The organism is Propionicimonas sp. (assembly GCF_049840635.1).
GTDB lineage: Bacteria > Actinomycetota > Actinomycetes > Propionibacteriales > Propionibacteriaceae > Propionicimonas.
Map to the genome: position 1 here is coordinate 416970 of NZ_JASGKL010000004.1, position 22002 is coordinate 438971.

Below are 22002 nucleotides of genomic sequence, written 5' to 3' on the forward strand. Positions count from 1 at the left end.
GGTCGAGGGTACCGGAGGCGCGGGGCCGGCCCGGAATACAGCCCGCACCGCCGGCGGTTGGTGCCTTCTGAACCCGGGTACCGGGTCACCACCCAACGAAAGGCAGGCAACGATGACGGTCAGTTCCGCACAGGCCCACTGGGAAGGCTCGCTCACCGAGGGCGGGGGCGAGGTCGAGTTCCTGAACTCGAACGTCGGCAGCCTCGAGATCGACTGGAAGTCCCGTGCGGGCGAGACGCCCGGCGCGAAGACCACCCCGGAGGAGCTCATCGCCGCCGCGCACTCGTCCTGCTTCTCGATGGCGCTCTCCCACGCGCTGGCCGGCAACGGGACGCCGCCGTCCGCGCTCGACACCCGCGCGGACGTGACCTTCGTCCCCGGCACCGGGATCACGGGCATCCACCTGACCGTGAAGGGCTCGGTGCCCGGCGTGACCGCGGAGGAGTTCGCCACCTTCGCCGCCAACGCCAAGACCGGCTGCCCGGTGTCGGCAGCGTTGACCGGGACCACGATCACGCTGGACGCCGAGCTCGTCTGACAAGGCGGTTCGCGCGGGCGGCTCCGCCGGGGCCGCCCGTGCAGCGTTGTCCGCAGGGCTGGCACCCGCGCCGGGTCCGGCCGCGGTCCGGGCTGCGGCGCTGTGCCAGAATCGGACGGGTGATCCGCCTCGCCGGTTCCCTCGCAGCCCTCGCGATCCTGTTCGCGGGCTGCACGGCGCAGCCCGCCGGCACCGACACCCCCGCCGACATCAACGTCTGGCCGAGCGCGGAGGCGTCCCGGACCCCCGCCGAGGGTCGCACCGTCCTCGCCTCGGACCTCGACGTGCCCTGGGACATGGCCGTCCTGCCCGACGGCAGCGTCCTCGTCACGCTGCGGGACGCGGCCGAAGTGGTCAGGGTGGCCGACGGCGGGACCACCCGTGTCGCCGGGGTGACGGGCGTCGCGCCGGCGGGGGAGGGCGGGCTGCTCGGCATCGCGCTGTCGCCCCACTTCGGTGAGGACGGCCTGCTCTACCTGTACCTCACGAGCGCCGACGACAACCGCGTGGTCCGCTACCGCTACGACGGCGACGAACTCACCGCCCCGACGCCGATCCTCACCGGGATCCCGAAGGCCGCCAACCACAACGGCGGCCGGATCCGCTTCGGACCCGATGGTGACCTCTACGTCGGCACCGGGGACGCCGGACGCGCCGAGAACGCGCAGGACCTGGACTCCCTCGGCGGGAAGATCCTCCGGGTGACACCGGACGGCGACGTCCCCGCCGACAACCCGTTCGCCAGCGCCGTCTACAGCTACGGGCACCGCAACGTGCAGGGCCTCGGCTGGGACGTGAGCGGGCAGCTGTACGCCAGCGAATTCGGCCAGGACCGCTACGACGAACTCAACCTGGTCCGGCCGGGCGGCAACTACGGCTGGCCGCAGGCGGAGGGGATGGCGGGAGCGCCCGGGCTGGTCGACCCGCTGCTCGTCTGGGCGCCGAAGGACGCGTCCCCCAGCGGCATCGCCGTGACCGCGGGCGGGACCGTCTACATCGCCTGCCTGCGCGGCGAGCGCGTCCTGGCCACCACCGCGACGTCCGACGGCATGACCGACCCCGAGGTGGTCCTGGACGGTCTCGGCCGCGTCCGTGCCGTCGAGGTGGTCGACGACCGCCTCTACGTCCTCACCAACAACACCGCCCGCGGAACGCCCCGCGAGGGCGACGACCAGCTGGTCTCGCTCCCGCTGCGTTGAGTGCCAACGCGGGTCCCGTCGTCATCGAGATCCCGGCTTTCGCCGGGATGACGGTGGCGTTTGCTGTCTGTCATCCCGGGCTTGACCCGGGATCTCTTTGTCGCAGTGGGTCGCGGGTGCCGCCGAGATCCCGGCTTTCGCCGGGATGACAGGGCTGCGTAGGTGTCTGTCATCCCGGGCTTGACCCGGGATCTCCTTGTCGCAGTGGGTCGCGGGTGCCGCCGAGCTGCCGGCTCTCGCCGGGATGACCGTGGCGTTCAGCGGTCCGGGGTGGCCCTCCAGATGCGGGTGAGGTAGTCGCGCATCGAGCGGTCGGAGGAGAAGAACCCGCAGCGGGCGACGTTGCGGATCGAGGCCTTCGTCCACTCCTCCTTGTTCACGTACGCCTTCTCCACCTTCGCCTGGGCGTCGATGTAGGACTGGTAGTCGGCCAGCGCCATGAACCGGTCCTGGTAGAGCAGGTTCGACACCACCGGCTCGAAGGCGTTGCGGTCACCGTCGCTGAACGCTCCGGACGAGATCAGGTCGATCGCGCCCTTCAGGTCCGCGTTCTCCTCGTAGTACTTCGTCGGCTGGTAGCCGGACGCGCCGAGCTCGGCGACCTCCGGCTCGGACATGCCGAACAGGAAGAAGTTCGCGTCCCCGACCAGCTGGCGGATCTCGACGTTCGCGCCGTCGTCCGTGCCGATGGTCAGGGCGCCGTTGAGGGCGAACTTCATGTTGCCGGTGCCGGACGCCTCCAGGCCGGCCAGCGAGATCTGCTCGCTCAGGTCGGCGGCCGGGATCAGCTTCTCGGCGAGGGTCACGTTGTAGTTCGCGGGGAACGCCACGCTGAGGCGTCCCTTGAGGCGGGTGTCGGCGTTGATCGTCGCCGCGACGGAGTTGATCAGGTAGATCGTGTCCTTGGCCATCTTGTAGCCGGGCGCGGCCTTGGCGCCGAACACGACCGTGCGCGGCAGGATCGTGGCCGGGTCGACGCGACCCGAGATCAGCTGGTCGTACAGCGTCACCAGGTGGAGCAGCTTCAGCGTCTGCCGCTTGTACTCGTGCAGCCGCTTCACCATCACGTCCAGCAGGTGCCCGTCGGGGAGGTCGATCCCGTCCCTGGTGCGCAGCAGGTCGTACAGGCGGGCCTTGTTCAACTCCTTGGCCTTGCGGAACGCGCGCCGGAAGTCCTCGTCCTCTGCGTAGGGCTCGAGTTCTGCCAGTCGGTCCAGGTCGGTCACCCAGCCCGGCCCGACCGTGTCGGTGATCAGCTCCGAGAGCCACGGGTTCGCCATCTTGATGAACCGCCGCGGTGTCACCCCGTTCGTCACGTTGGTGAACTTGTCCGGGTAGTACTCCGAGAAGTCGGGGAGGACCTTCTGCGCGAGCAGCTGCGAGTGCAGCGCCGCGACACCGTTCACCTTGATGCCGGCGACCGTGGCGAGGTTGGCCATCCGCACCGAGCGCTCGGGGTAGTCCGCCACGATCGACATCCGGCGCGCCTTCAGCTCGTCGTCGGGGTAGGCGGTGCGGACGCCGGCGAGGAACTCGTCGTTGATCCGGTAGATGATCTCGAGGTGGCGGGGCAGCAGGCGTCCCAGCAGGTCGGTGGACCACGTCTCCAGCGCCTCGGGCAGGAGGGTGTGGCAGGTGTACGCGAAGCACTGGCTGGTGACCGCCCAGGCCTCGTCCCAGTCCCACTTCTTCTCGTCGACCAGGATGCGCATCAGCTCGGGGACCCCGATCACGGGGTGGGTGTCGTTCAGCTGGAACACGATCCGCTCGGGCAGGCGGTGCAGGTCGAAGTCCGGCTCGAGGATCTGGTCGATGAAGTCCCGCACCGAGCAGGCGACGAAAAAGTACTGCTGCTGCAGGCGCAACTCCTTGCCCTGCGGCGTCGAGTCCTCGGGGTAGAGCACCTTGGTGATGTTCTCGGCGAAGGTCTGGGCACGGACGGCCTCGGCGTAGTCGCCGGCGTTGAAGATCGACAGGTCGAACGCCTTGGTGGCCTGCGCGCTCCACAGCCGCAGCGTGTTCACGCGTCCGTTCTGGTAGCCGGGGACCATGTAGTTGTAGGGGATGCCGAGGACGTTCCAGGCCGGCACCCAGCGCGTCCGCTGCGTCCCGTTGTCGTCCCAGGTCTCGGTGTGGCCGCCGAAGTCCACCTGGACGGCGGCCTCCGGGTGCGGGAACTCCCACGGGGCGCCGAGCGACAGCCAGGTGTCCGGCTGCTCGACCTGGCGGCCGTCGACGAACGTCTGGCGGAAGATGCCGTACTCGTAGCGGATGCCGTAGCCGATGCACGGGACGCTCATCGTCGCGAGCGAGTCGATGAAGCACGCGGCGAGGCGGCCGAGGCCGCCGTTGCCGAGGCCGGGCTCCACCTCCTGCGCGCGCAGCGTGACGAGGTCGAGCCCGCAGCTCTCCAGCGCCTTGGCCGCGACCTCGTTGAGGTCGGTCGCCATCAGGGCGTTGCCGAGCTGGCGGCCGAGCAGGTATTCCGCGGAAAGGTAGCCGACGTACTTCGCCTCGGACTGTCGGTTGTGGCGCAGCGTCTCCAGCCAGCGCGCCATCAGGTAGTGCCGGACGGTGCGCGCGAGCGCGAGGTACTGGTCGTTGACGCTGGAGCGCGACAGCGCGACGCCCTGGCCGGTGTTCAGCTCGCGCAGGAACTCCCGGACGAAGCCGTCCACCGAGTGCGGCGGAGCGGCGACCGGCGCGAGGGCCAGCGGGTGCGTGGGCGTGGTGACCGGGCCGAGCGTGGCCACGCCGGTGGTCGGCTGCTCGTCGGCCGGGGCGCCCGCGTCGGGAACGACAGGATCTGAAACGGTGTCAGCGCTCATTGCGCCACCGTAACGCGGTCGCGTTACAGGCAGGCAACTTGATCACCCCCGACCGGGGGCTTGACAGGGCCCGGACGAAGACAAACGAAGGTGATCGCAGGTGTGGTGCCTGTGCTCAGTGCCTGTGGTCGAGCCCGATGTCGAGGACGCGGGCGGAGTGGGTCAGCCAGCCGACCGAGATCAGGTCGACGCCGGCTTCGGCGAGCGGGACGGCGCTGGCCGGCGTGATCCGTCCGGATGCCTCGGTGACCAGGCGTCCGGCCACCATCGCGACCGCCTCGCGCAGCAGGTCGGGGCCCATGTTGTCGAGCAGGACGGCGTCCACGCCGAGGGGGAGCAGCTCCTCGAGCTGGGCCAGCGAGTCGACCTCCACCTCGATCTTGACCAGGTGGCCGACGTGCGCCTTCGCCGCGGCGACGGCCGGGGTGATGCCGCCGGCGACCGCGATGTGGTTGTCCTTGATCAGGACCGCGTCGTCGAGGCCGAACCGGTGGTTGCTGCCCCCGCCGGCGACCACCGCGTGCTTCTGCAGCGCGCGCAGGCCGGGGATCGTCTTGCGGGTGTCGGCGACCCGGGCGCGCGTGTGGGCGATCGCGTCCGCGATGGTGGCCGTGCCGGTGGCGACGCCGGACAGGTGGCCGAGGAAGTTGAGCGCCACCCGTTCGCCGCTGAGCAGGCCGCGGGCGGGCCCGGTGGCCGTGCCGATCACGGTGCCGGGCTGGACGCGGCTTCCGTCGGGCAGCAGGTCGGTGACCGCGATCCGGGGGTCGACGAGTTCCCAGGCCAGGCGTGCGCAGTCGGTGCCGGCGACCACGCCCGGCTCGCGGGCGACGAGGTCGACGGTGGCGGTCGCGTCGGCGGCGATGATCGCGTCGGTGGTGATGTCACCGGCCCGGCCGAGGTCCTCCAGAAGGGCCGCGCGGACGAGCGGTTCGATCACGAGCCGCGGCAGGGCCCTCACCGGACGCTCCCGGACGCCTCGACCCGCGGGAGGTCGACGGTGGCGTCGGGGTGCACGAGGACGTGCCCGGCGAGCGGCGCGGTCTCGGGGAAGTCGAGGCGGGTGTGGCCGCCGCGGGACTCCTGCCGGCGCAGCGCGGCCCCGACCAGTAGGTGGCCGACCAGTCCCGCGTCGTGGTTCCGGTAGGGCTCGAGGGCGGCCAGGGCCGAGCGCAAGCCGTCCGCGTCCCTCAGGACGCCGGCGCCCCCGCTGACGATGTCGCGCACGGCGTCCACCACCGGGTCGGGCGACCACCCCTGCGGGTCGGGGAAGGTGCGCGACGGGGCCGGGGTGCCCGCCGACACGCGCGTATCGCGCCAGTGCCGGGCCACCCTGCGTCCGCACACGACCGCCTCCAGCAGGGAGTTGCTGGCGAGCCGGTTCGCGCCGTGCAGGCCGGTGGACGCGACCTCGCCGGCGGCGTAGAGGCCGGGCACGGTGGTCGCTCCGTCGAGGTCAACCTGGACGCCACCCATGTGGTAGTGGGCGGCGGGACGCACCGGCAGGAGGTCCTTCGCCGGGTCGAGGCCCGCAGCCAGCGCGGTGGCGTGGATCGACCCGAACAGTTCGGCGAACCGCTCGCCGGGCTCCTTCGTCGCGTCCAGGAACACCCGGTGGCCGGACTGGAGCTGAGCCCACTCGGCGCGGGAGACGATGTCGCGGGCCGACAGCGGGTTGCGCAGCACCCACTCGCCGCGTTCGTTGACCAGGATCGCGCCCTCGCCGCGGACCGCCTCGCTGACCAGGGGCATCGGGTCGACCCCGACGTCGAGGGCGGTCGGGTGGAACTGCACCATCTCGATGTCGCGCAGCACCGCGCCCGCGCGGTGGGCGAGCGCGAGGCCCTGGCCGCGGGACGACAGCGGGTTGGTGGTGTGCAGGAACAGCCCGCCCACGCCGCCGGTCGCCAGCAGCACGGTGTCGCTGCGCAGTTCGACGAGGCCGTCCGGGGTGTCGACGAGCACGCCGACGACGCGTCCGGACTCGGTGAGGACCTCGCGGGCGGGGCTGTGGTCCCACAGCGAGACGGACCCCAGGCGGCGGGCGGCGTCCACCACGGTCTGGAGCAGCTCCGCGCCCGTCCGGTCGCCGTGGGCGTGGACGATCCGCCTGCGGCTGTGGGCTCCCTCCAACCCGAGCCGCAGGCGGCCGTCGCCGGCACGATCGAAGTGGGCGCCCTGCGCGGTGAGCCAGCCGATGGCGTCCGGGCCGGCGGCGGTGAGCCTCGCGACCACGTCCGGGTCGCACAGGCCCGCACCGGCGGAGAGGGTGTCCAGGGCGTGCAACTCGGGGGAGTCGTCCGGGCCGACGGCGGCGGCGACTCCGCCCTGCGCCCAGCCGGTGGACGTTCCGGTGCTGACCGCGCCCGCGCTGAGCACGACGCAGGGGAGCGGGGCGAGTTCGATGGCGGCGGTGAGCCCGGCGAGCCCCGCGCCGACGATGACCGGCCCGCCGGCTTCCACCACGGTGGTCACTTCGACGCCCCGACGGCGAGCATGCGGTCGACCGAGCGGCGGGCCCGCTCGGCGACGTCGGCGGGGATCGTCACCTCGTTGGTCATCGTCTCCAGCGCGTGCCGGATCGCGCCCAGGGTGTTCCGCTTCATGTGCGGGCACAGGTTGCACGGCCGGATGAACTCGACGTCGGGGTAGGCCTGGGCGACGTTGTCGCTCATCGAGCACTCGGTGATCAGGGCGACCTGGCGCGGGCGCCGCGCGTCCACGAACTGCACCATCTGGGCGGTCGAGCCCGCGTAGTCGGCCTCGTCGACGACGTCCGGCGGGCACTCGGGGTGGGCGAGGACGGTGACGCCGGGATGGTCGGCCCGGACCTGCCGGATGTCGTCGGGGGTGAACCGCTCGTGCACCTCGCAGGCGCCGGGGTGGACGACCACCTCGACGCCGGTCTGCCGGGCGACGTTCGCGGCCAGGAAGCGGTCGGGAATCATGATCACCTTCGGCACCCCGAGGCTCTCGATCACGGCCACGGCGTTGCCGGAGGTGCAGCAGATGTCCGACTCGGCCTTCACTGCGGCGGACGTGTTCACGTACGTGACGACAGGCACGCCCGGGTGTGCGGCGCGCAGCGCGCGGACGTCCTGCGGGGTGATCGACTCGGCCAGCGAGCAGCCCGAGCGCAGGTCGGGGATCAGGACGGTCCTGGTCGGGTTCAGCAGCTTGGCCGTCTCCGCCATGAAGTGGACACCGGCCAGCACGATCACGTCCGCGTCCACCTCGACCGCCTCGCGGGCCAGGGCGAGGGAGTCCCCGACGATGTCGGAGACCCCGTGGAAGATCTCGGGCGTCATGTAGTTGTGGGCGAGGATCACGGCGTTGCGCTCGCGCTTGAGCCGCAGGATCGCGTCCACGTCGTCGGCCATGGTGGCCCACTCGACGGACGGGATCACGTGCGCGACCTTCTCGTACAGGTCGGCGGCGGTGTGGAGGGTTGCGGTCATCGGGGATCCCTTCGTCGCGGCTTATGCTACTTCTGAGCAAAAGCGCGGTCCCGAGTATTCCACGTTCTGAGCAAAAGTCCCAAACCAAGGGTCAGCCTCGGGTCCTCTCTCACAAACGCTCCCGAAACTCGTTCCCGCTCCCGAAGTTTCGGGAGCTTCTGCGTGTTTCGGGAGCGTCTGCGACGCGTGGGACGGGTGGGACGGGCGGGCGCCTCAGCGGGCGCGGGCGGTCGGCACCTTGGTGCCGGCCACGTGGCGCTCCTGGAGCACCTGGCGGCGGAAGCGGTAGAGGCGGGCCGGGCGACCGCCGGTCTCCAGCAGGGCGCCGGTCTCCTCGACGAGGTCCTGCTGCTCGATCAGCCGCCGGAAGTTCTGGGTGTGGACGGCGTGGCCGGAGAGCGCCTCGACGCCGTCCTGGAGCTGGCGGAGCGTGAACGCGGCCGGCATCAGCTCGAACACGACCGGCCGGTAGCCGATCTTGGCCCGCAGCCGCGCGATGCCGGTCGCGAGTGCCCTGCGGTGGTCGCCGAGCATCCGTCCGCCCGGAGCCAGCTCGCCGTCGGGGCGTCGGGTCTCGTCGGGGGCCTCGGCGACCAGGCCCGCCTCGTACAGCAGCTCGTAGCGCTGCAGCGTGAGCTCGGGCTGCCACGCGCGCCCGGCCAGGCCGAAGCTGATCGCCACCCGCTGGAGCCGCTCGTCGCGGCGGTCCGCGTCCGCGTCCGCCCAGGCCCGCAACCGGTCGACGACCGGTTCAGCCCCCGATCCGCCCGCGTCGCGGTGGTCCTCCCAGGGGAAGAGCTCGTACCAGCCGGTCCACCCGCCGATGCCGGGCTCGCCCGGCGTGGTCAGCCCGAGGTAGGAGATCGAGATCCGCCGGCCGCGGTCGTCCCGGTCGAGGTCGGCGAAGGTGTACAGCTGTTCGAGGTAGCCGAGCCTGCGTCCGGTCTGCTCCTCGACCCAGGCCCGGGTCGCGGCCTGCAACGACCGGTGGCTCGGCAGCAGGGGCCCGGCGGGCAGCCGTGGCGGCTCCCCGAGGGTCAGGACGGCAGGCCGTCCGTCCACCATCGCGACGACGACGGCGAGGAGTTCGGCCGTCACGGCCCGCCCGCTCATGACACCTCCTGCGTCGTCTCGCGTCAGGATAGCGATGCGGCTCCCGGCTGTCTGTCGAGGCCTTGTTAGGCTCGCTGCATGAAGCGCCTGTGGATGACGCTGTTGGCCCTGCTGTTCGTCGCCGTGCCGCTCGTGGCCGCGCCGGCGCAGGCCCACGCGGACAGTGGGGACGGCCGGATCACCGACTACCGCGTCGCGGCCACCGTGGATGCCGGCGGCACCACCTCCGTGCAGCTGTCGATCACCTACGCGTTCGACTCGACCGGCCACGGCATCTACCTCACGTTCCCCCTGCGCCAGGAGATCGCGGACGATCCCGACCACTGGCGCATGCTCGACATGACGATCGGCGCGGTCACCAGCCCGAGCGGGGCGAACACCGAGACCAGCACCGAGGAGGAGGACGGCAACCTGCTGGTGCGGGTGGGATCGGAGTCCGAGTCGTACAGCGGAGTACAGACCTATGAGGTGAACTACACGATCCGCGGGCTGATCGCTCCCCGCCAGGCCCAGTCCGGCCTCGACGAGGTCAACTGGAACGCGGTCGGGACGGGCTGGGAGGTGCCGATCGACGCCGCGTCCGTCACCGTGACCGGCCCCGTCGACGTGACGAGGGTGAGCTGCTTCTCCGGGTCCGGGTTCGACCAGCCGTGCGAGGCGAGCAGTTCCGGCACGGCGGCGAGCTTCTCCGCCACCGGCGTGGGCGACGGGAACGGGATGCAGGTCACGGCCGGCTTCCCCGCAGGCACCTTCACCGGCGCGGAGGCCCGCCTCGAGCGGCGCTACACCATCGGCAACATGTTCCCGGTGACGCCGCTCACCGGCGGTGTCACCGCTGCCCTCACCGCTCTCGGGCTCGGCGCCGTCTTCCAGCGCTCCCGGCGCAGCCGCCGCGACCAGGTGTACCTCGGCCTCACCCCCGGCGTGGTGCCGGCCCCCGGCCAGGAGACCACGATCGGGTACGACGCGGGGGACGCGCCGGTCGCCGTCCAGTTCACGCCACCGCAGGGCGCGCGTCCCGGCGAACTCGGCACGCTCACGGACGCGACCGCCGACGACCGCGACGTCACCGCCACCCTGATCGACCTGGCCGTGCGGGGGCATGTGCGGATCTCCCAGACCGGGAAGAAGGACTGGACGCTGACCAGCCTCGGCACCCCCGACCAGCTCGTCGACTACGAGGCCACCCTGCTGCGGAAGCTCTTCTCCCGCGGTAGCGAGGTGACCACGGACGACCTCAGGGACTCCCGGTACGCGGACGCCCTCTCCGACACCAAGGCTGCGCTCCACGACAGGGTGAAGACCGACCTGAAGTGGTTCACGGCCAACCCGGCCCACGTGCGGGCGTGGGCGTTCGTGATCGGCATCCTGATCGCCCTGGCCGGCGTGGGCCTCGGCCTGTTGTTCGGCGTGTTCGGCTGGGGGCTCGTCGGCGTGGCCGGCGTGCTCACCGGGCTGTTCGTGCTCGCCCGGAGCAACCACTTCGGCTCCCGGACGGCCACCGGCTCCGCCGTCCTCGCCCAGACCCGCGGCTTCGAGCTGTACCTGCGCACGGCGGAGGCCGACCAGATCCGGTTCGAGGAGGGGATCGACGTCTTCTCCCGGTACCTGCCCTACGCGGTGATGTTCGGGGTGGCGAAGCGCTGGACCAGGGTGTTCTCCGACCTGGCCGACCAGGGCAGGTACACGTTCAACACGGCCGGCTGGTACGTGGGCTACGGCTACGGGTTCAACTACCACGGGTTCGCGTCCTCCCTGGACTCGCTCGCCAGCACGATGTCGAGCTCGCTGCAGCACGCGACCGCCGCGACCAGCGGCGGCTCTGGCTTCTCCGGCGGCGGCGGCTTCGGCGGCGGCGGGGGCGGCGGCTGGTGAGCCGACGCCGATAGGCTCGGCGACCATGGCGCACGCATGGGGTGGGTGGGCGGTTCCCCGCCGTGTCCTGCTGCTCTGCACGGCGGTCGCGGTCGCGCTGCTCGTGCCGCTGGTGGCGGGCTACCTGCTCGCGGGCGTGCCGGCCACGCTGGCCATCGCGTTGGGCTACATCGCCTGTTCCGGGCCCGCCCTGCGGCTCCGTCCGCGGCACGCCCTCGCGCTGGCCGTTCCCGTTGCCATGACCGGCGCCGTGGCCGTCGCCCTGCGCGGACAGCCCGTCGCCGCCGCCTGCTTCGTGGCGCTGTGCTGCCTCCTCGTCGCGCCGGCGAGCATGGTGGCGGACACCCTGATGGCCGGCCTGCCCAGCGTCGCCGCCGTGCTCGTCGCCGTCCCCGGTGACCTCCAGCCCGGCCCGGTCGCCCTCTGGCTGCTGGTGGGGGGCGCCGCGGTGGTCGGTCTGGCCGCACTGCTGCCTTCGTCGGGGTCGACGGCGACGGGACTTCCCGCGCGGCGGGCCTGGCTGCACGCGAGCGTGATGGGAGTGGTGGTCGGGGCGGCGGTCTACGTGGTCGCCCTCCTCGACTGGCCGCACGGCTACTGGCTGCCGCTCACGTTGAGCATCGTGCTCCGCCCGTTCGACGACGAGACCCTCCGGAAGTCGTGGCAGCGCGTGCTCGGGACGGTGGCCGGGGCGCTCGTGGCCGTCGTCCTTTCCTTCGTGCTGCCGCCGTGGGTCGTCGTGGTGGCCGTCGGCGCCTGCCTGGTCCTCGCCCTGTGTTACCTGGTGCGCGCGGACTACCCTCGCCAGGTGATCTTCCTCACGCCTGTCGTGGTGCTCCTCGGCCCCGCCGTCAGTCCGGGCGGTCTGGCGGTCGAGCGGGTGCTCCTCACCGTCCTGGGTGCCGCCCTCGCAGCGGTGGTGGCCGTTGGGGTCGCACGGTTCGATCGACGATGGCCGGAGGAGGGGTGATGGGCGCTGTGTTCCTTTCGGGGGTGCCGCTGTGGGCGGTCGCGCTCGCGTTGCCGGTGGTGCTGCCGGAGGGCTGGGTGCTGGGGTCGGCCGCGCGCTGGCTGCTGCGCGGACGGGCGAAGCTCGGCATCTCGACCTCGATCGTGATCGCCGTCCTCGGCACGTCCGTCGGCCTCCTGATCGCGGGTTGGATCAACCCGGACGCGCTCCTGTGGAGCCCGTTCACCCTCCTGCTGGCCCTGGGCGTGACCGTCGTCGCGATGGCCGTGTACGGCGCCGTCGCCGCGCACTTCCAGCGTCCGCAACGCCAGACCGCGGCCGAGATGCTCCGGGCGGGGGAGTCGGAGCGGGTGGAGTTCAAGTCCACCGCCAGGGTGAACCTGCGGACGGGGGCGAAGGACGAACGCATGGAGCAGGTGATCGCGAAGACGGCCTGCGCCTTCCTGAACGCCGACGGCGGCACGCTCCTGGTGGGGGTGGACGACCAGGGGACACCGCTCGGGCTCGGCCCCGACCTGGCCACCATGAAGAGCCCGGACGTCGATCGCTACGAGCTGTGGCTGCGCGACCTCCTCACCACCTCGCTCGGCCAGACCGCCGCGGCGGGGATCGGGATCGAGTTCCCCGAGGTGCCGGGGGACGGGGAGAACGCGCCGGTCACGATCTGCCGGGTGACCTGCACCCCTTCGCCCCGTCCGGTGTACCTGCGGCCCACCCGCGGCGCGGCGCCCGAACTCTGGGTCCGATCGGGCAACTCCACGCGCCAGTTGGCCGTCGACGCGGCCGCCGAGTACGTCATGCACCGCTGGCCGATGGGGGCGGGGTCGAACCTCGCCGCGCAGCTGCGCGCGGCCGTCCGGTTCTCCGAGGAGCACTGAACCGCGGCGGCCGTAACCTTGCCGATCAGGGGTTTCGCCCCCAGCCGCTAGGCTGGCGGCCACATCGTTCCTCACCGACAGGCCGGCATGACCCCACTGACACCGCTGTTCATCCCGGGGTTCTCGCTGTTCCAGCAGAACATCCCGCTCGCCATCGGCATCGTCGTCGTGGCGTCGTTCCTGTTCGCCGGAGGATCGACGATCCAGCACCTCGCGGTGAGCAGGAGCGTCGACAAGACCGCGGAGAACCGCTCGATGGGGATCGGCCAGTTCCTCGAACTGCTGCGGAACCCCCGCTGGCTGCTCGGCCTGGCGACGGTGGTGCTCGGCGCGAGCATCCACATCGTCGGGCTGATGATGGCGCCGGTCACGGTCGTCCAGCCGGTCGGGATCCTCGCCGTGCCGTGGGCCGTGCTGCTGGCCGCCAAGATCCACGGCATCCGTCCGACCAGGACCACCTGGACCGCGGTGGGCATGACCATCGCCGGCATCGTGGTGTTCACCCTGTTCTCCGCCCACAAGGCCGCCCCCGACACCGAACTGCCGCCGGCGCGGATCATCGTGGCCTGCCTGATCGTGTTCGCGGTCGGCGGGCTGCTCGGGTACCTGGGACGCTTCGGGACGCCCGCGCTGCGCTGCCTGATGTGGGCCTCGGGCGGGGCGTTCTACTACGGGCTCAGCTCCGCGATCATCAAGACGCTCAGCGAGCTCGTGCGCCTGGGTGACTTCACGTCGCGGCCGCTGTTCTGGACGATGATCCCGTTCCTGCTGACCTGCTACCTCGTCGGCGGCTGGATGGTGCAGCAGGGCTACGCGAACGGCCCGGCGGAGATCGTGGTCGGCTCGATGACCACCACCGACCCCATCGTCGCGGTGACCTTCGGGCTGGCCGTGCTCGGTGAGGGCGTCCGGCTCGGCCCGCTCGACGCCCTCGGCATGGCGATCAGCGGTGCCGTGGCCGTCGCGGGGGTGTTCCTGCTGTCCAAGTACCACCCGGACGCGCAACGCGCGCAGCCCGTTCCCGACCCCCAGCTCGCGACCGAGTAGGCCCGTTCAGGCGACGGATGCCTCCGCCCGGGTGCGGATGGCCTCGGCGTAGACCGCAACGTAGGCGTCCCGCATCGCCGTGGCGGTGAGCGAGCCGACCAGGGCGCCGGACGCCGCCGACATCGCCGCCAGGCGCGCCGGGTCGGAGGCGAGTTCTGCCATCCCTGCGGCCAGCGATGCGGCGTCCGGCGCGGTGAGCAGCGCGTTGTCCGGCCCGACGCCGACGGTGAGTCGGTCGTCGCAGTAGAGGATCGGGGTGCCGGTCGCCGCGGCCTCCGCGAGGACGAGCCCCTGGGTGTCGAAGCGGTAGGACGCCAGCACGAAGACGTCGGCGTCGGCGATCTCCTGCGCGATCAGGTCCGCGTCGTCGAAGTGGCCCAGGAACCGGACGGCGCCGTGCCGCACCCGCGCCGCCGCCTGGCGCAGCCCCGCCTCCGAGGACCCGGTGCCGACGATGTGCAGCTCGGCGTCGTCGCGTCCGAGCCGGTCGAACGCCTCGACGATCGTATCCACGCGCTTCTCGGGACCGAGCCGGCCGCAACTGAGGAACCGGATCGGGCCGCCCCGCGGGCGCCGTCGCCGCGCCCGGACGAACGCGTCGGCCACCCCCGAGGCGACCACGTGGCCGCGTCCGGCCAGCGCACCGCCGGACGCCGCGGTGATCGCGTCGACGAGGAAGGCCGCGGGCGAGGTGAACGCGTCGACGGCCGACGCCAGTCGGGCCAGGCTGCGCCAGTCACGGGCGGCCAGGCGCGAGTCCGCGGTGAGCTCTGGGTCGTCGAGGAGGAGGTCAGGCACGTCCCGACCGGTTCCGGCGACCCTGCGGAGCCAGCGTCCGGACCAGTCGAGGTAGGTCAGGGAGTTCAGGCTGGACGCGAGCGGCGTCGTCCGGTGGGTGCCGACGTAGTTGGAGTGGAAGGTGTGCACGTGGGGCACGCCCTGCAGCCGGGCCACCTCGGAGGCCAGGAACACCGATCCGCGCTCGTTCTGGGAGTGCACGACGTCGAGCCGGTGGTCGGCGGCGATCCTGCGGGCCAGCGCAGGGGTGCTCTGCAACGAGCACAGGTAGCTCGGTGTGCCGGGGACGCGCCACACCGGCAGGCCCTCCCAGGCGCTGTCCGGCGGCGGTGTGAGCCGAACCCGCGGAGCGAAGAGGGTGACCCGGTGGCCGGCGGCGCGGAGCTGCTCCAGCTGCAGCTGGACCGAGCGCGCGACGCCTCCGGACTCGGGATAGAAGTCGTCGGTGAAGATGCCGACCTGCAGTGAGGCTGCCGACGTCGTCACCCGGTCACTGTAGCGTCCGGCCGCCGCGGCGGGTTCAGCCCGCGACCGGCAGGGCGGACACCTGGTTGCCGCCCGCGGTGTACAGCATGATCGTGCTGGCGCCGCGCTGCAGCGGGAAGAAGACCCAGCCGGTCTCCGAGTCGCCGGTCTCGATCGGGCGTCCCGAGAACTGCGGGCTCTGCGACCCCGGCTCGGACGCGGTGGCCTGGACGTCGTCGTTGCCGAACGCCATGAACGAGTAGGTCACCGGGCCCTGGTCGGCGTACACGCGGATCTCGACCTCGAGCCCGGAGTCGGTCCAGCGGTGCTCCACGATCTCCCAGCGACCGGACGCGCTCTCGTCCGGCGTGACGAACGGCAGGCCGGGGGCGGACGCGGAGGCGGAAGGGCTGGCGCCGGAGTGGGGGCTCGTGGACGGCGACGCCTGCGGCGCACGCAGGGACGTGCCCGCCCAGATCAGCCCGGCCACCACGATCGCGACCAGCGCGACGAGCAGCGGGAGGCGCGACCTCGGCGGTGCGTACTCCTCGATCGTGACCGGGGGCAGCGTCGAACCCCCCAGCGGCCTGTCGGCCTGCGGGGGCGGGGGCGTCGTCCCACCGAAGGACGGCCGGCCACCGTCGGAGAGCGGCGCCGGCGTCCAGCCCGTCGGCGGGGCGGGGCGACCGGTGCGGTCTGGGTCGCCGTTCGAGGTGGTGGGGGGAAGCTGGTCGGTCATCGCGGCCAAGGGTACCCCGCGTCCCTCCCGCGGGCCTGTGGACAACCCGGTCCGTCCCCGGGGGCCCTGTGGACAGGTGAGCGCTGCGTCCGCGCGCTGCCGAGGATGGCAGGGCGTGAGCGTCTCCGAACATCCGGCCCGACTGGCCGTGCACAGTGTTGATGACCTGGTCGGCCTCGTGCCGTACCTGCTGGGCTTCCACCCGGAGGAGTCCCTGGTGGTGCTCGTGCTCGACCACGGTCGCGTGGCGGTCACCGCGCGCGTCGACCTTCCCGCTGCGGAGCACACCCGGGCGCTGGACGGCATGCTCGCCCGCCTGTTCGGCCGCTTTCCCGGGGCGGAGGGCTGGTTCCTCGCGTTCACCGATGACGACGACCTCGCCTGGGACGTGCTCGCCGCGTGCGCCGAGGCGGTCGGCCTGGCGCGGCTCGGACGGATCATCCAGGTCGGCTCGCGGTCGTGGCGGGCCGACCGCCCGGACGGCGCCTCCGGCGTGTGCGGCAGCGCGGTGAGCACCGCAGCGGTGGAGGCCACCCTGCTGGGGCTCCAGGTGCGAAGGGCTCGCGGCGACCTGGCCGCCGCCATCGCCGGACCACCAGAGGCCGAGGTGGAGGCGCTGCGCGCCGAGCGCGACGCGCGTGCGCGCGAGGTCGAGGAGCTCGGCGTGAGGGGACGCCGACGGTTGCTGCGGCGACTGCTGCGCGCCCCCGGTCACCTGGGCGTCGCCGACTGCCTGCGACTGGCCCTGCTGGTGCGTCGTGCCGAGGCACAGCTGGCCGCGTTGCGCGGACTGTGCAGGGCCAACGCCGAGCAGCAGTTGGAGCTGTGGACCCGCGTCGTGCGGCGCTGTCTGGCGGAGGACCGGCCGACGGTGCTGGGCCTGCTGGCGATGGCCGCCTGGCAGACCGGTGACGGCGCCCTGCAGGTGGTGTGCCTGGAGGAGATCGACCGGCTCGATCCCGACCTGGCCATGGCCGTGCTGCTGGAGTACATCAACGCCGAGGTGGTGCCGCCGTACGAGTGGGACGGGTTGCGGGAGTCGGCCCTGGCCCTGCTGGCCGCAGAACTCAGAGGTGTTGACCCACCAGGGAGCCGACGAGGTAGGTGAGTCCCATGGCCAGACTGCCGACCACGAGGTTGCGGATCACCGCGGGCACCACGCGCGCGCCGCCCAGCCGCGCGCTGATCAGTCCGGTGGCGAGGAGCGCCACCAGGACGGCGACCACCGTCAGTGGGAGCCGCACCGCCACCGGCGAGGCCACGAGCGCCACCAGGGGGATCGCCGACCCTGTGATGAAGGAGACCAGCGAGGCGCGGGCCGCAGCCCACGGTGACACCTGGTCGTCGGCGTCGAGGTTGAGGAACACCTCGGCGTGGGCGTCGAGGGCGTCGTGCCTGCTGAGTTCGGTGGCAACCTCGTCGGCGAGCGCCGGGGCAAGGCCCCGGGCGGCGTAGTGGTCGGCCAGCTGCCGCAGCTTTCCGGCCGGGTCGCTCGACAGCTCGCGTTCCTGCTCGCGCAGGGCCGCGACCTCACTGTCCCGCTGGCTGCTCACCGACACGTACTCGCCGCCGGCCATGGACAGGGCCCCGGCCACCATGCCGGCGAGTCCCGCGACCAGCACGGCGCCGCTGTCGGTGGTCGCGCCCGCGACGCCGAAGACGAGGCCCGCGGTCGAGACGATGCCGTCGTTCGCGCCGAGGACGCCCGCGCGCAGCCGGTTCAGCCGCTGCGGCAAGGACTGCTGCGCGGCGGCGGAAGAGGTCCGGGTGGTGAGCGTCATAAAACCATCGTTCTCTGGCATCACCCCTAGTCGCAAGCTAGGAAAGGCTTGCCTAAGCGGCCCGGCCGAGGCGTGCGGAACCCGTCAGATACTGAATTGTGAGTAGCGGAGGGCTGCTCCCGGCCGGGTGCGGGGGCCCGTCCGCGTCGCCCGCGCCGATCCGATAGCATGGAGCCGTGCACAACGCATCACTGCTGCTTCGATAGCCGCGATCACGTCGAGTGGTCGCGGCGGCCCCTGGCGAGCCTCAAGGCCCGCAGGGGCTTTTTCATGTCGTAGCGGGGATGGGCGCGAGAGGACGAAGGAGACACCGGAAGTGACCGCCGAAGCAGAACGCAAGGGGTACGACGCCGCCGCGGCGCAGGAGAAGTGGCAGCGATTCTGGGAGGAGGACGCCACCTTCACCCCGCTCGACGACGGCACGAGGGAGCGCCGCTACGTCCTCGACATGTTCCCCTACCCGTCCGGCGACCTGCACATGGGGCATGCGGAGGCGTTCGTGATGGGCGACGTCGTGGCCCGCTACTGGAAGCTGCGCGGGTTCGACGTGATGCACCCGATCGGTTGGGACTCCTTCGGACTGCCCGCGGAGAACGCCGCGATCGCCCGCGACGCGCACCCCGCCGACTGGACCTACGCCAACATCGAGACGCAGGCGCGCTCCTTCAAGCGTTACGGGCTGAGCCTGGACTGGTCCAGGCGCCTGCACACCTCCGACCCCGAGTACTACCGGTGGACGCAGTGGCTGTTCCTGCGCTTCTACGAGCGCGGGCTCGCCTACCGCAAGGACTCCTACGTCAACTGGTGCCCGAACGACCAGACCGTGCTGGCGAACGAGCAGGTCGTCCAGGGCCTGTGCGAGCGGTGCGGTGCCGTCGTCACCAAGCGCAAGCTCACCCAGTGGTACTTCAAGATCACCGAGTACGCGCAGCGGCTGCTGGACGACATGGCGCTGATCGAGGGCAAGTGGCCCGACCGCGTCCTCGCCATGCAGCGCAACTGGATCGGCCGCTCCGAGGGCGCGTGGGTCGACTTCTCGATCGAGGGTCGTGAGGAGCCGGTGCGGGTGTTCACGACCCGTCCCGACACGCTGTACGGAGCCACGTTCTTCGTCGTCGCACCGGAGGCGGCCCTGGCTGCTGAGGTCGTGACCGACGCGCAGCGTCCGGCGTTCGAGGAGTACCTCGAGGCGACCAAGCGGGTCAGCGAGATCGAGCGGCAGTCCTCCGACCGGCCCAAGTCCGGTGTGTTCCTCGGCGTGCACGCCGTCAACCCGGTGAACGGCGAACTGCTGCCCGTCTACGCGGCCGACTACGTGCTGGCCGAGTACGGCACCGGCGCGGTGATGGCCGTCCCCGCGCACGACCAGCGCGACCTCGACTTCGCGAAGGCGTTCGACCTGCCGGTCCGCGTGGTCGTCGAAACCGGCCAGCCCGACCCCGGCGACACCGGGGTGGCGACGCCCGGCGATGGCGCCTATGTGAACTCGCCTGCGCTGGAGGGACTGGCCGACAAGAAGGCCGGGATCGCCGCCATCATCGCCCAACTCGCGGCCGAGGGACGGGGCGAGTCCGCCGTCACCTTCCGGCTGCGCGACTGGCTGCTCAGCCGGCAGCGCTTCTGGGGCTGCCCGATCCCGATCGTGCACTGCCCGTCCTGCGGCGAGGTGCCGGTGCCGGACGACCAGCTGCCCGTCCGGCTGCCCGACCTGCGCGGCGCGGCGCTGGCCCCGAAGGGCACCAGCCCGCTGGCGTCCGCGACCGACTGGGTGAACGTCGAGTGCCCGCGCTGCGGCGGCCCCGCCCAGCGCGACACCGACACGATGGACACGTTCGTGGACTCGTCCTGGTACTACTTCCGGTACTGCTCACCGAACCGGGACGACGTCGCGTTCGATCCTGCGGACGTGGCGAAGTGGATGCCGATCGCGCAGTACGTCGGCGGGGTCGAGCACGCGATCCTGCACCTGCTGTACAGCCGGTTCTTCACCAAGGTGCTGCAGGACATGGGCATGGTCGACTTCCCCGAGCCGTTCCTCGCGCTGATGAACCAGGGCCAGGTGATCAACCAGGGCAAGGCGATGAGCAAGTCGCTCGGCAACGGCGTCGACCTCGGGGCGCAGATCGACACCTTCGGTGTGGACGCGATCCGCACCACGGTGGTGTTCGCCGGCCCGCCGGAGGACGACATTCGACTGGGCGGACGTGTCCGCCGGGTCTTCGCTGAAGTTCCTGCAGCGGGCCTACCGCCTGGCGCAGGACGTCGCCAGCGAGGTCGGCGCGGATCCGGAGACCGGCGACCTCGGGCTGCGTCGGGCCACCCACAAGTCCGTCGCTGAGATCACCGAGTCCCTGGAGTCGCGGCGGTTCAACGTCGCGGTCGCCCGGGTGATGGAGCTGGTGAACGCCACCCGCAAGGTGATCGACTCCGGCGCCGGTCCCGCCGACGCCGCCGTCCGTGAGGCCGTCGAGGCCGTGGCGATCACGCTCAGCCCCGTCGCCCCCTACGTCGCAGAGGAGATGTGGGAGCTGCTGGGGCACGCGCCGTCGGTCGCGAGTGCCGACTGGCCGGCTGTCGACCCGAAGCTGCTCGTCGCCGAGTCGGTCACCTGCGTCGTGCAGGTGCAGGGCAAGGTGCGCGCCAAGCTGGAGGTGGCCCCGACGTCCACGGAGGACGAGCTCACCGAGGCCGCGCTCGCCGACCCCGCCGTCCAGCGCGCCCTCGCCGGACGGGACGTCCGCCAGGTGATCGTTCGCGCACCGCGCCTGGTCAGCATCGTCCCTGCCTGAGCGCGACCGGAACCCGCGCTCAGGGAGCGATCGAGAGGTCGACCAGGAGGCCCAGGTGGTCGGTGCCGGCCACCCGGACCGTCCGGAAGCCGGTCGGGGTGACCTGCTCGGAGGCCAGGACGTGGTCGATCTGGAGCAGCGGCGGGTACCACTCGTCGGCCGGGTAGGTGGGGTTCCAGCCCCCGGTCATGCTGCGCAGGCCCGCCTTCGCGGTGAGTTCGCGGAGGGTGAGGTGCTCGGCTGTCGCGTTCAGGTCACCGGCCACGACGAGGGGCCCGCCCTGGTGGCGCAGGGCGAGCGCGGTGACGGCGTCGGCATCGCCGAGCCAGCTCTCCAGGCCGTGCGTCGGGTTCGCGGGGTGTGCGGCGAGCAGCGTGAACGGGGCGTCCGGGAGAGCCACCCGGATCGAGAAGTCGGTGAACCGGGTGCCGGTCGCATCGTCGCGGTGGCTGAGGGGGTACCGCGACAGCACCATCGTGCCGCGGGCGTCCCCCGTCCCCGTCGACGCCTGGTAGTCGGTGCCCGCCGTGCCGGCCTGATAGGGCAGCAGCCGCGTCCAGGCCGTCCGTGAGAGCGTCTTGGCGTCCGACCTGGTGACCTCGGTGAGGACGACCACGTCCGGCGTGGAGCGCTCGACGTCCTCCCGGAGCTCGTCGAGGTCGGCCAGCCCGAAACGCAGGTTGAGCGCGAGCACGGAGACGGGGGTGGACCCTGCGACCGGTGGCGTCTCCGCGGAGGGCAGGTAGGCCGCCAGCACCCCCGTGTGCAGCGCGAGCCCGAGCGCGAGCGGGGCTGCGACGAGTCGGGTGCGCCCCCGCGCGGCGACCAGGGCGAGGACGAGGGACAGCAACCAGGCGGCAGCGCCGTACGGGGCGAACGACGCCGCCATGGCCAGCACCATGTGCAGCGCCTGCAGTTGCGGGGCGACCACGAGGATGAGGAGCGCCAGCCCCACGAAGCCGAAGCCCATGACGCAGCCCAGCAGCCAGCGAATGCTGCGTGGTGGGGTGGCCGACCCGCGGGGGCCGGGACGTGCCGTGCCCGACGTGTGGGCAGGGGCGCGGCCTGCGACGGGGCGCGACCGGCTCGACCGCTGGTTGCGGCGGGTCGTCGGCATCACGCACTCCAGCCTTCCCGGCCCCGGCGGGCCGCTGTCACCGAGCCGGGCTCAACGCCGGGTGAACTCCAGTCGATAGACCTCAGGACCGCGCTCGAGGTAGGCCAGGTCGAGCCCGTCGGGAGCGACCCGGTTCAGCTGGGTGAGCAGCGGCAGCGGGTCGTGGTCGACGACCAGGACGACCTTCTGCCCGGCCTTCATGCTGGTCAGGCCGCCGATGATCGCGCCGTGCCGAACGACCTTGGGCAGCGCGCTCGCGAGGAGTTCGGGGGTCGTCTCGGAGGAGCCGCACCCGCAACCGCACCCTCCCGTGCTGGCCGGGGGCTTGGCGAGGTTCAGCGGGGTGGCCACGGGTTCCTCCTGCGGGTCGGGATGCCGCTTCAGGCTACCCGCCGCGAACACGGAGG

At 72.0% G+C, this 22002-nt stretch carries 17 protein-coding genes and 1 pseudogene; 8 read left to right on the forward strand and 10 right to left on the reverse strand.

Translation table 11 applies throughout. The features are described from left to right. Positions 1-112 precede the first annotated feature (112 nt). A complete protein-coding gene (locus tag QM779_RS02180; protein ID WP_428530927.1) occupies positions 113-538 on the forward strand; it encodes an OsmC family peroxiredoxin in 426 nt (141 codons plus the stop codon). A gap of 119 nt (positions 539-657) precedes the next feature. Beyond that, on the forward strand, positions 658-1737 hold the full coding sequence (locus QM779_RS02185; RefSeq protein ID WP_428530930.1) for a PQQ-dependent sugar dehydrogenase: 1080 nt from the start codon (positions 658-660) through the stop codon (positions 1735-1737). Positions 1738-1994: 257 nt separating this feature from the next. Here QM779_RS02185 and QM779_RS02190 read toward each other — a convergent pair whose 3' ends face one another. From QM779_RS02190 to QM779_RS02210, 5 genes are all read right to left on the reverse strand, one after another. Then, positions 1995-4565, reverse strand: coding sequence for a glycogen/starch/alpha-glucan phosphorylase (locus QM779_RS02190; RefSeq protein WP_428530933.1), 2571 nt, complete (start codon positions 4563-4565; stop codon positions 1995-1997). A 115-nt stretch (positions 4566-4680) separates the two neighbouring features. Further along, on the reverse strand, positions 4681-5526 hold the full coding sequence (gene nadC, locus QM779_RS02195; protein WP_428530936.1) for a carboxylating nicotinate-nucleotide diphosphorylase: 846 nt from the start codon (positions 5524-5526) through the stop codon (positions 4681-4683). Further along, entirely contained in the window at positions 5523-7040 is a 1518-nt protein-coding gene (locus QM779_RS02200) for an L-aspartate oxidase (RefSeq protein ID WP_428530943.1), read from the reverse strand. The genes nadC and QM779_RS02200 overlap by 4 nt, the downstream gene beginning before the upstream one ends. Next, on the reverse strand, positions 7037-8023 hold the full coding sequence (nadA, locus tag QM779_RS02205; RefSeq protein ID WP_428530946.1) for a quinolinate synthase NadA: 987 nt from the start codon (positions 8021-8023) through the stop codon (positions 7037-7039). The genes QM779_RS02200 and nadA overlap by 4 nt, the downstream gene beginning before the upstream one ends. A gap of 213 nt (positions 8024-8236) precedes the next feature. After that, positions 8237-9136, reverse strand: coding sequence for an NUDIX hydrolase (locus QM779_RS02210; RefSeq protein WP_428530949.1), 900 nt, complete (start codon positions 9134-9136; stop codon positions 8237-8239). Positions 9137-9214: 78 nt separating this feature from the next. On the opposite strand from QM779_RS02210, the gene QM779_RS02215 reads away from it, so the two are divergent. From QM779_RS02215 to QM779_RS02230, 4 genes are all read left to right on the forward strand, one after another. Then, positions 9215-11011: a DUF2207 family protein gene (locus tag QM779_RS02215; protein ID WP_428530952.1), complete on the forward strand. Its 1797-nt coding sequence runs from the start codon at positions 9215-9217 to the stop codon at positions 11009-11011. A 25-nt stretch (positions 11012-11036) separates the two neighbouring features. Then, positions 11037-11981: an FUSC family protein gene (locus QM779_RS02220; RefSeq protein WP_428530955.1), complete on the forward strand. Its 945-nt coding sequence runs from the start codon at positions 11037-11039 to the stop codon at positions 11979-11981. Continuing rightward, positions 11981-12859, forward strand: coding sequence for an AlbA family DNA-binding domain-containing protein (locus tag QM779_RS02225; protein WP_428530958.1), 879 nt, complete (start codon positions 11981-11983; stop codon positions 12857-12859). The genes QM779_RS02220 and QM779_RS02225 overlap by 1 nt, the downstream gene beginning before the upstream one ends. Before the next feature lie 87 nt (positions 12860-12946). Further along, positions 12947-13906: a hypothetical protein gene (locus QM779_RS02230; protein ID WP_428530961.1), complete on the forward strand. Its 960-nt coding sequence runs from the start codon at positions 12947-12949 to the stop codon at positions 13904-13906. A gap of 6 nt (positions 13907-13912) precedes the next feature. On the opposite strand, the gene QM779_RS02235 is transcribed toward QM779_RS02230, so the two are convergent. Together QM779_RS02235 and QM779_RS02240 are read right to left on the reverse strand one after the other, a co-directional pair. Then, on the reverse strand, positions 13913-15190 hold the full coding sequence (locus QM779_RS02235; protein WP_428530964.1) for a glycosyltransferase: 1278 nt from the start codon (positions 15188-15190) through the stop codon (positions 13913-13915). Positions 15191-15224: 34 nt separating this feature from the next. After that, on the reverse strand, positions 15225-15908 hold the full coding sequence (locus QM779_RS02240) for a hypothetical protein (protein WP_428530967.1): 684 nt from the start codon (positions 15906-15908) through the stop codon (positions 15225-15227). Positions 15909-16023: 115 nt separating this feature from the next. On the opposite strand from QM779_RS02240, the gene QM779_RS02245 reads away from it, so the two are divergent. Further along, the gene (locus QM779_RS02245; protein ID WP_428530970.1) at positions 16024-17016 is read left to right on the forward strand and encodes a DUF4192 domain-containing protein; all 993 of its coding nucleotides are present in this window, start codon (positions 16024-16026) and stop codon (positions 17014-17016) included. Here QM779_RS02245 and QM779_RS02250 read toward each other — a convergent pair. After that, positions 16976-17689 (reverse strand): VIT1/CCC1 transporter family protein, encoded by a 714-nt coding sequence (locus QM779_RS02250; RefSeq protein WP_428530973.1) that lies wholly within the window; start codon positions 17687-17689, stop codon positions 16976-16978. The genes QM779_RS02245 and QM779_RS02250 overlap by 41 nt on opposite strands. A 316-nt stretch (positions 17690-18005) precedes the next feature. Here QM779_RS02250 and leuS point away from each other — a divergent pair. Further along, positions 18006-20478, forward strand: a pseudogene (gene leuS / locus QM779_RS02255) (leucine--tRNA ligase). A 19-nt stretch (positions 20479-20497) separates the two neighbouring features. Here leuS and QM779_RS02260 read toward each other — a convergent pair. Next, positions 20498-21595 (reverse strand): endonuclease/exonuclease/phosphatase family protein, encoded by a 1098-nt coding sequence (locus QM779_RS02260; RefSeq protein WP_428530976.1) that lies wholly within the window; start codon positions 21593-21595, stop codon positions 20498-20500. Positions 21596-21646: 51 nt separating this feature from the next. Next, on the reverse strand, positions 21647-21946 hold the full coding sequence (locus QM779_RS02265) for a DUF2249 domain-containing protein (RefSeq protein WP_428530979.1): 300 nt from the start codon (positions 21944-21946) through the stop codon (positions 21647-21649). Positions 21947-22002 lie beyond the last annotated feature (56 nt).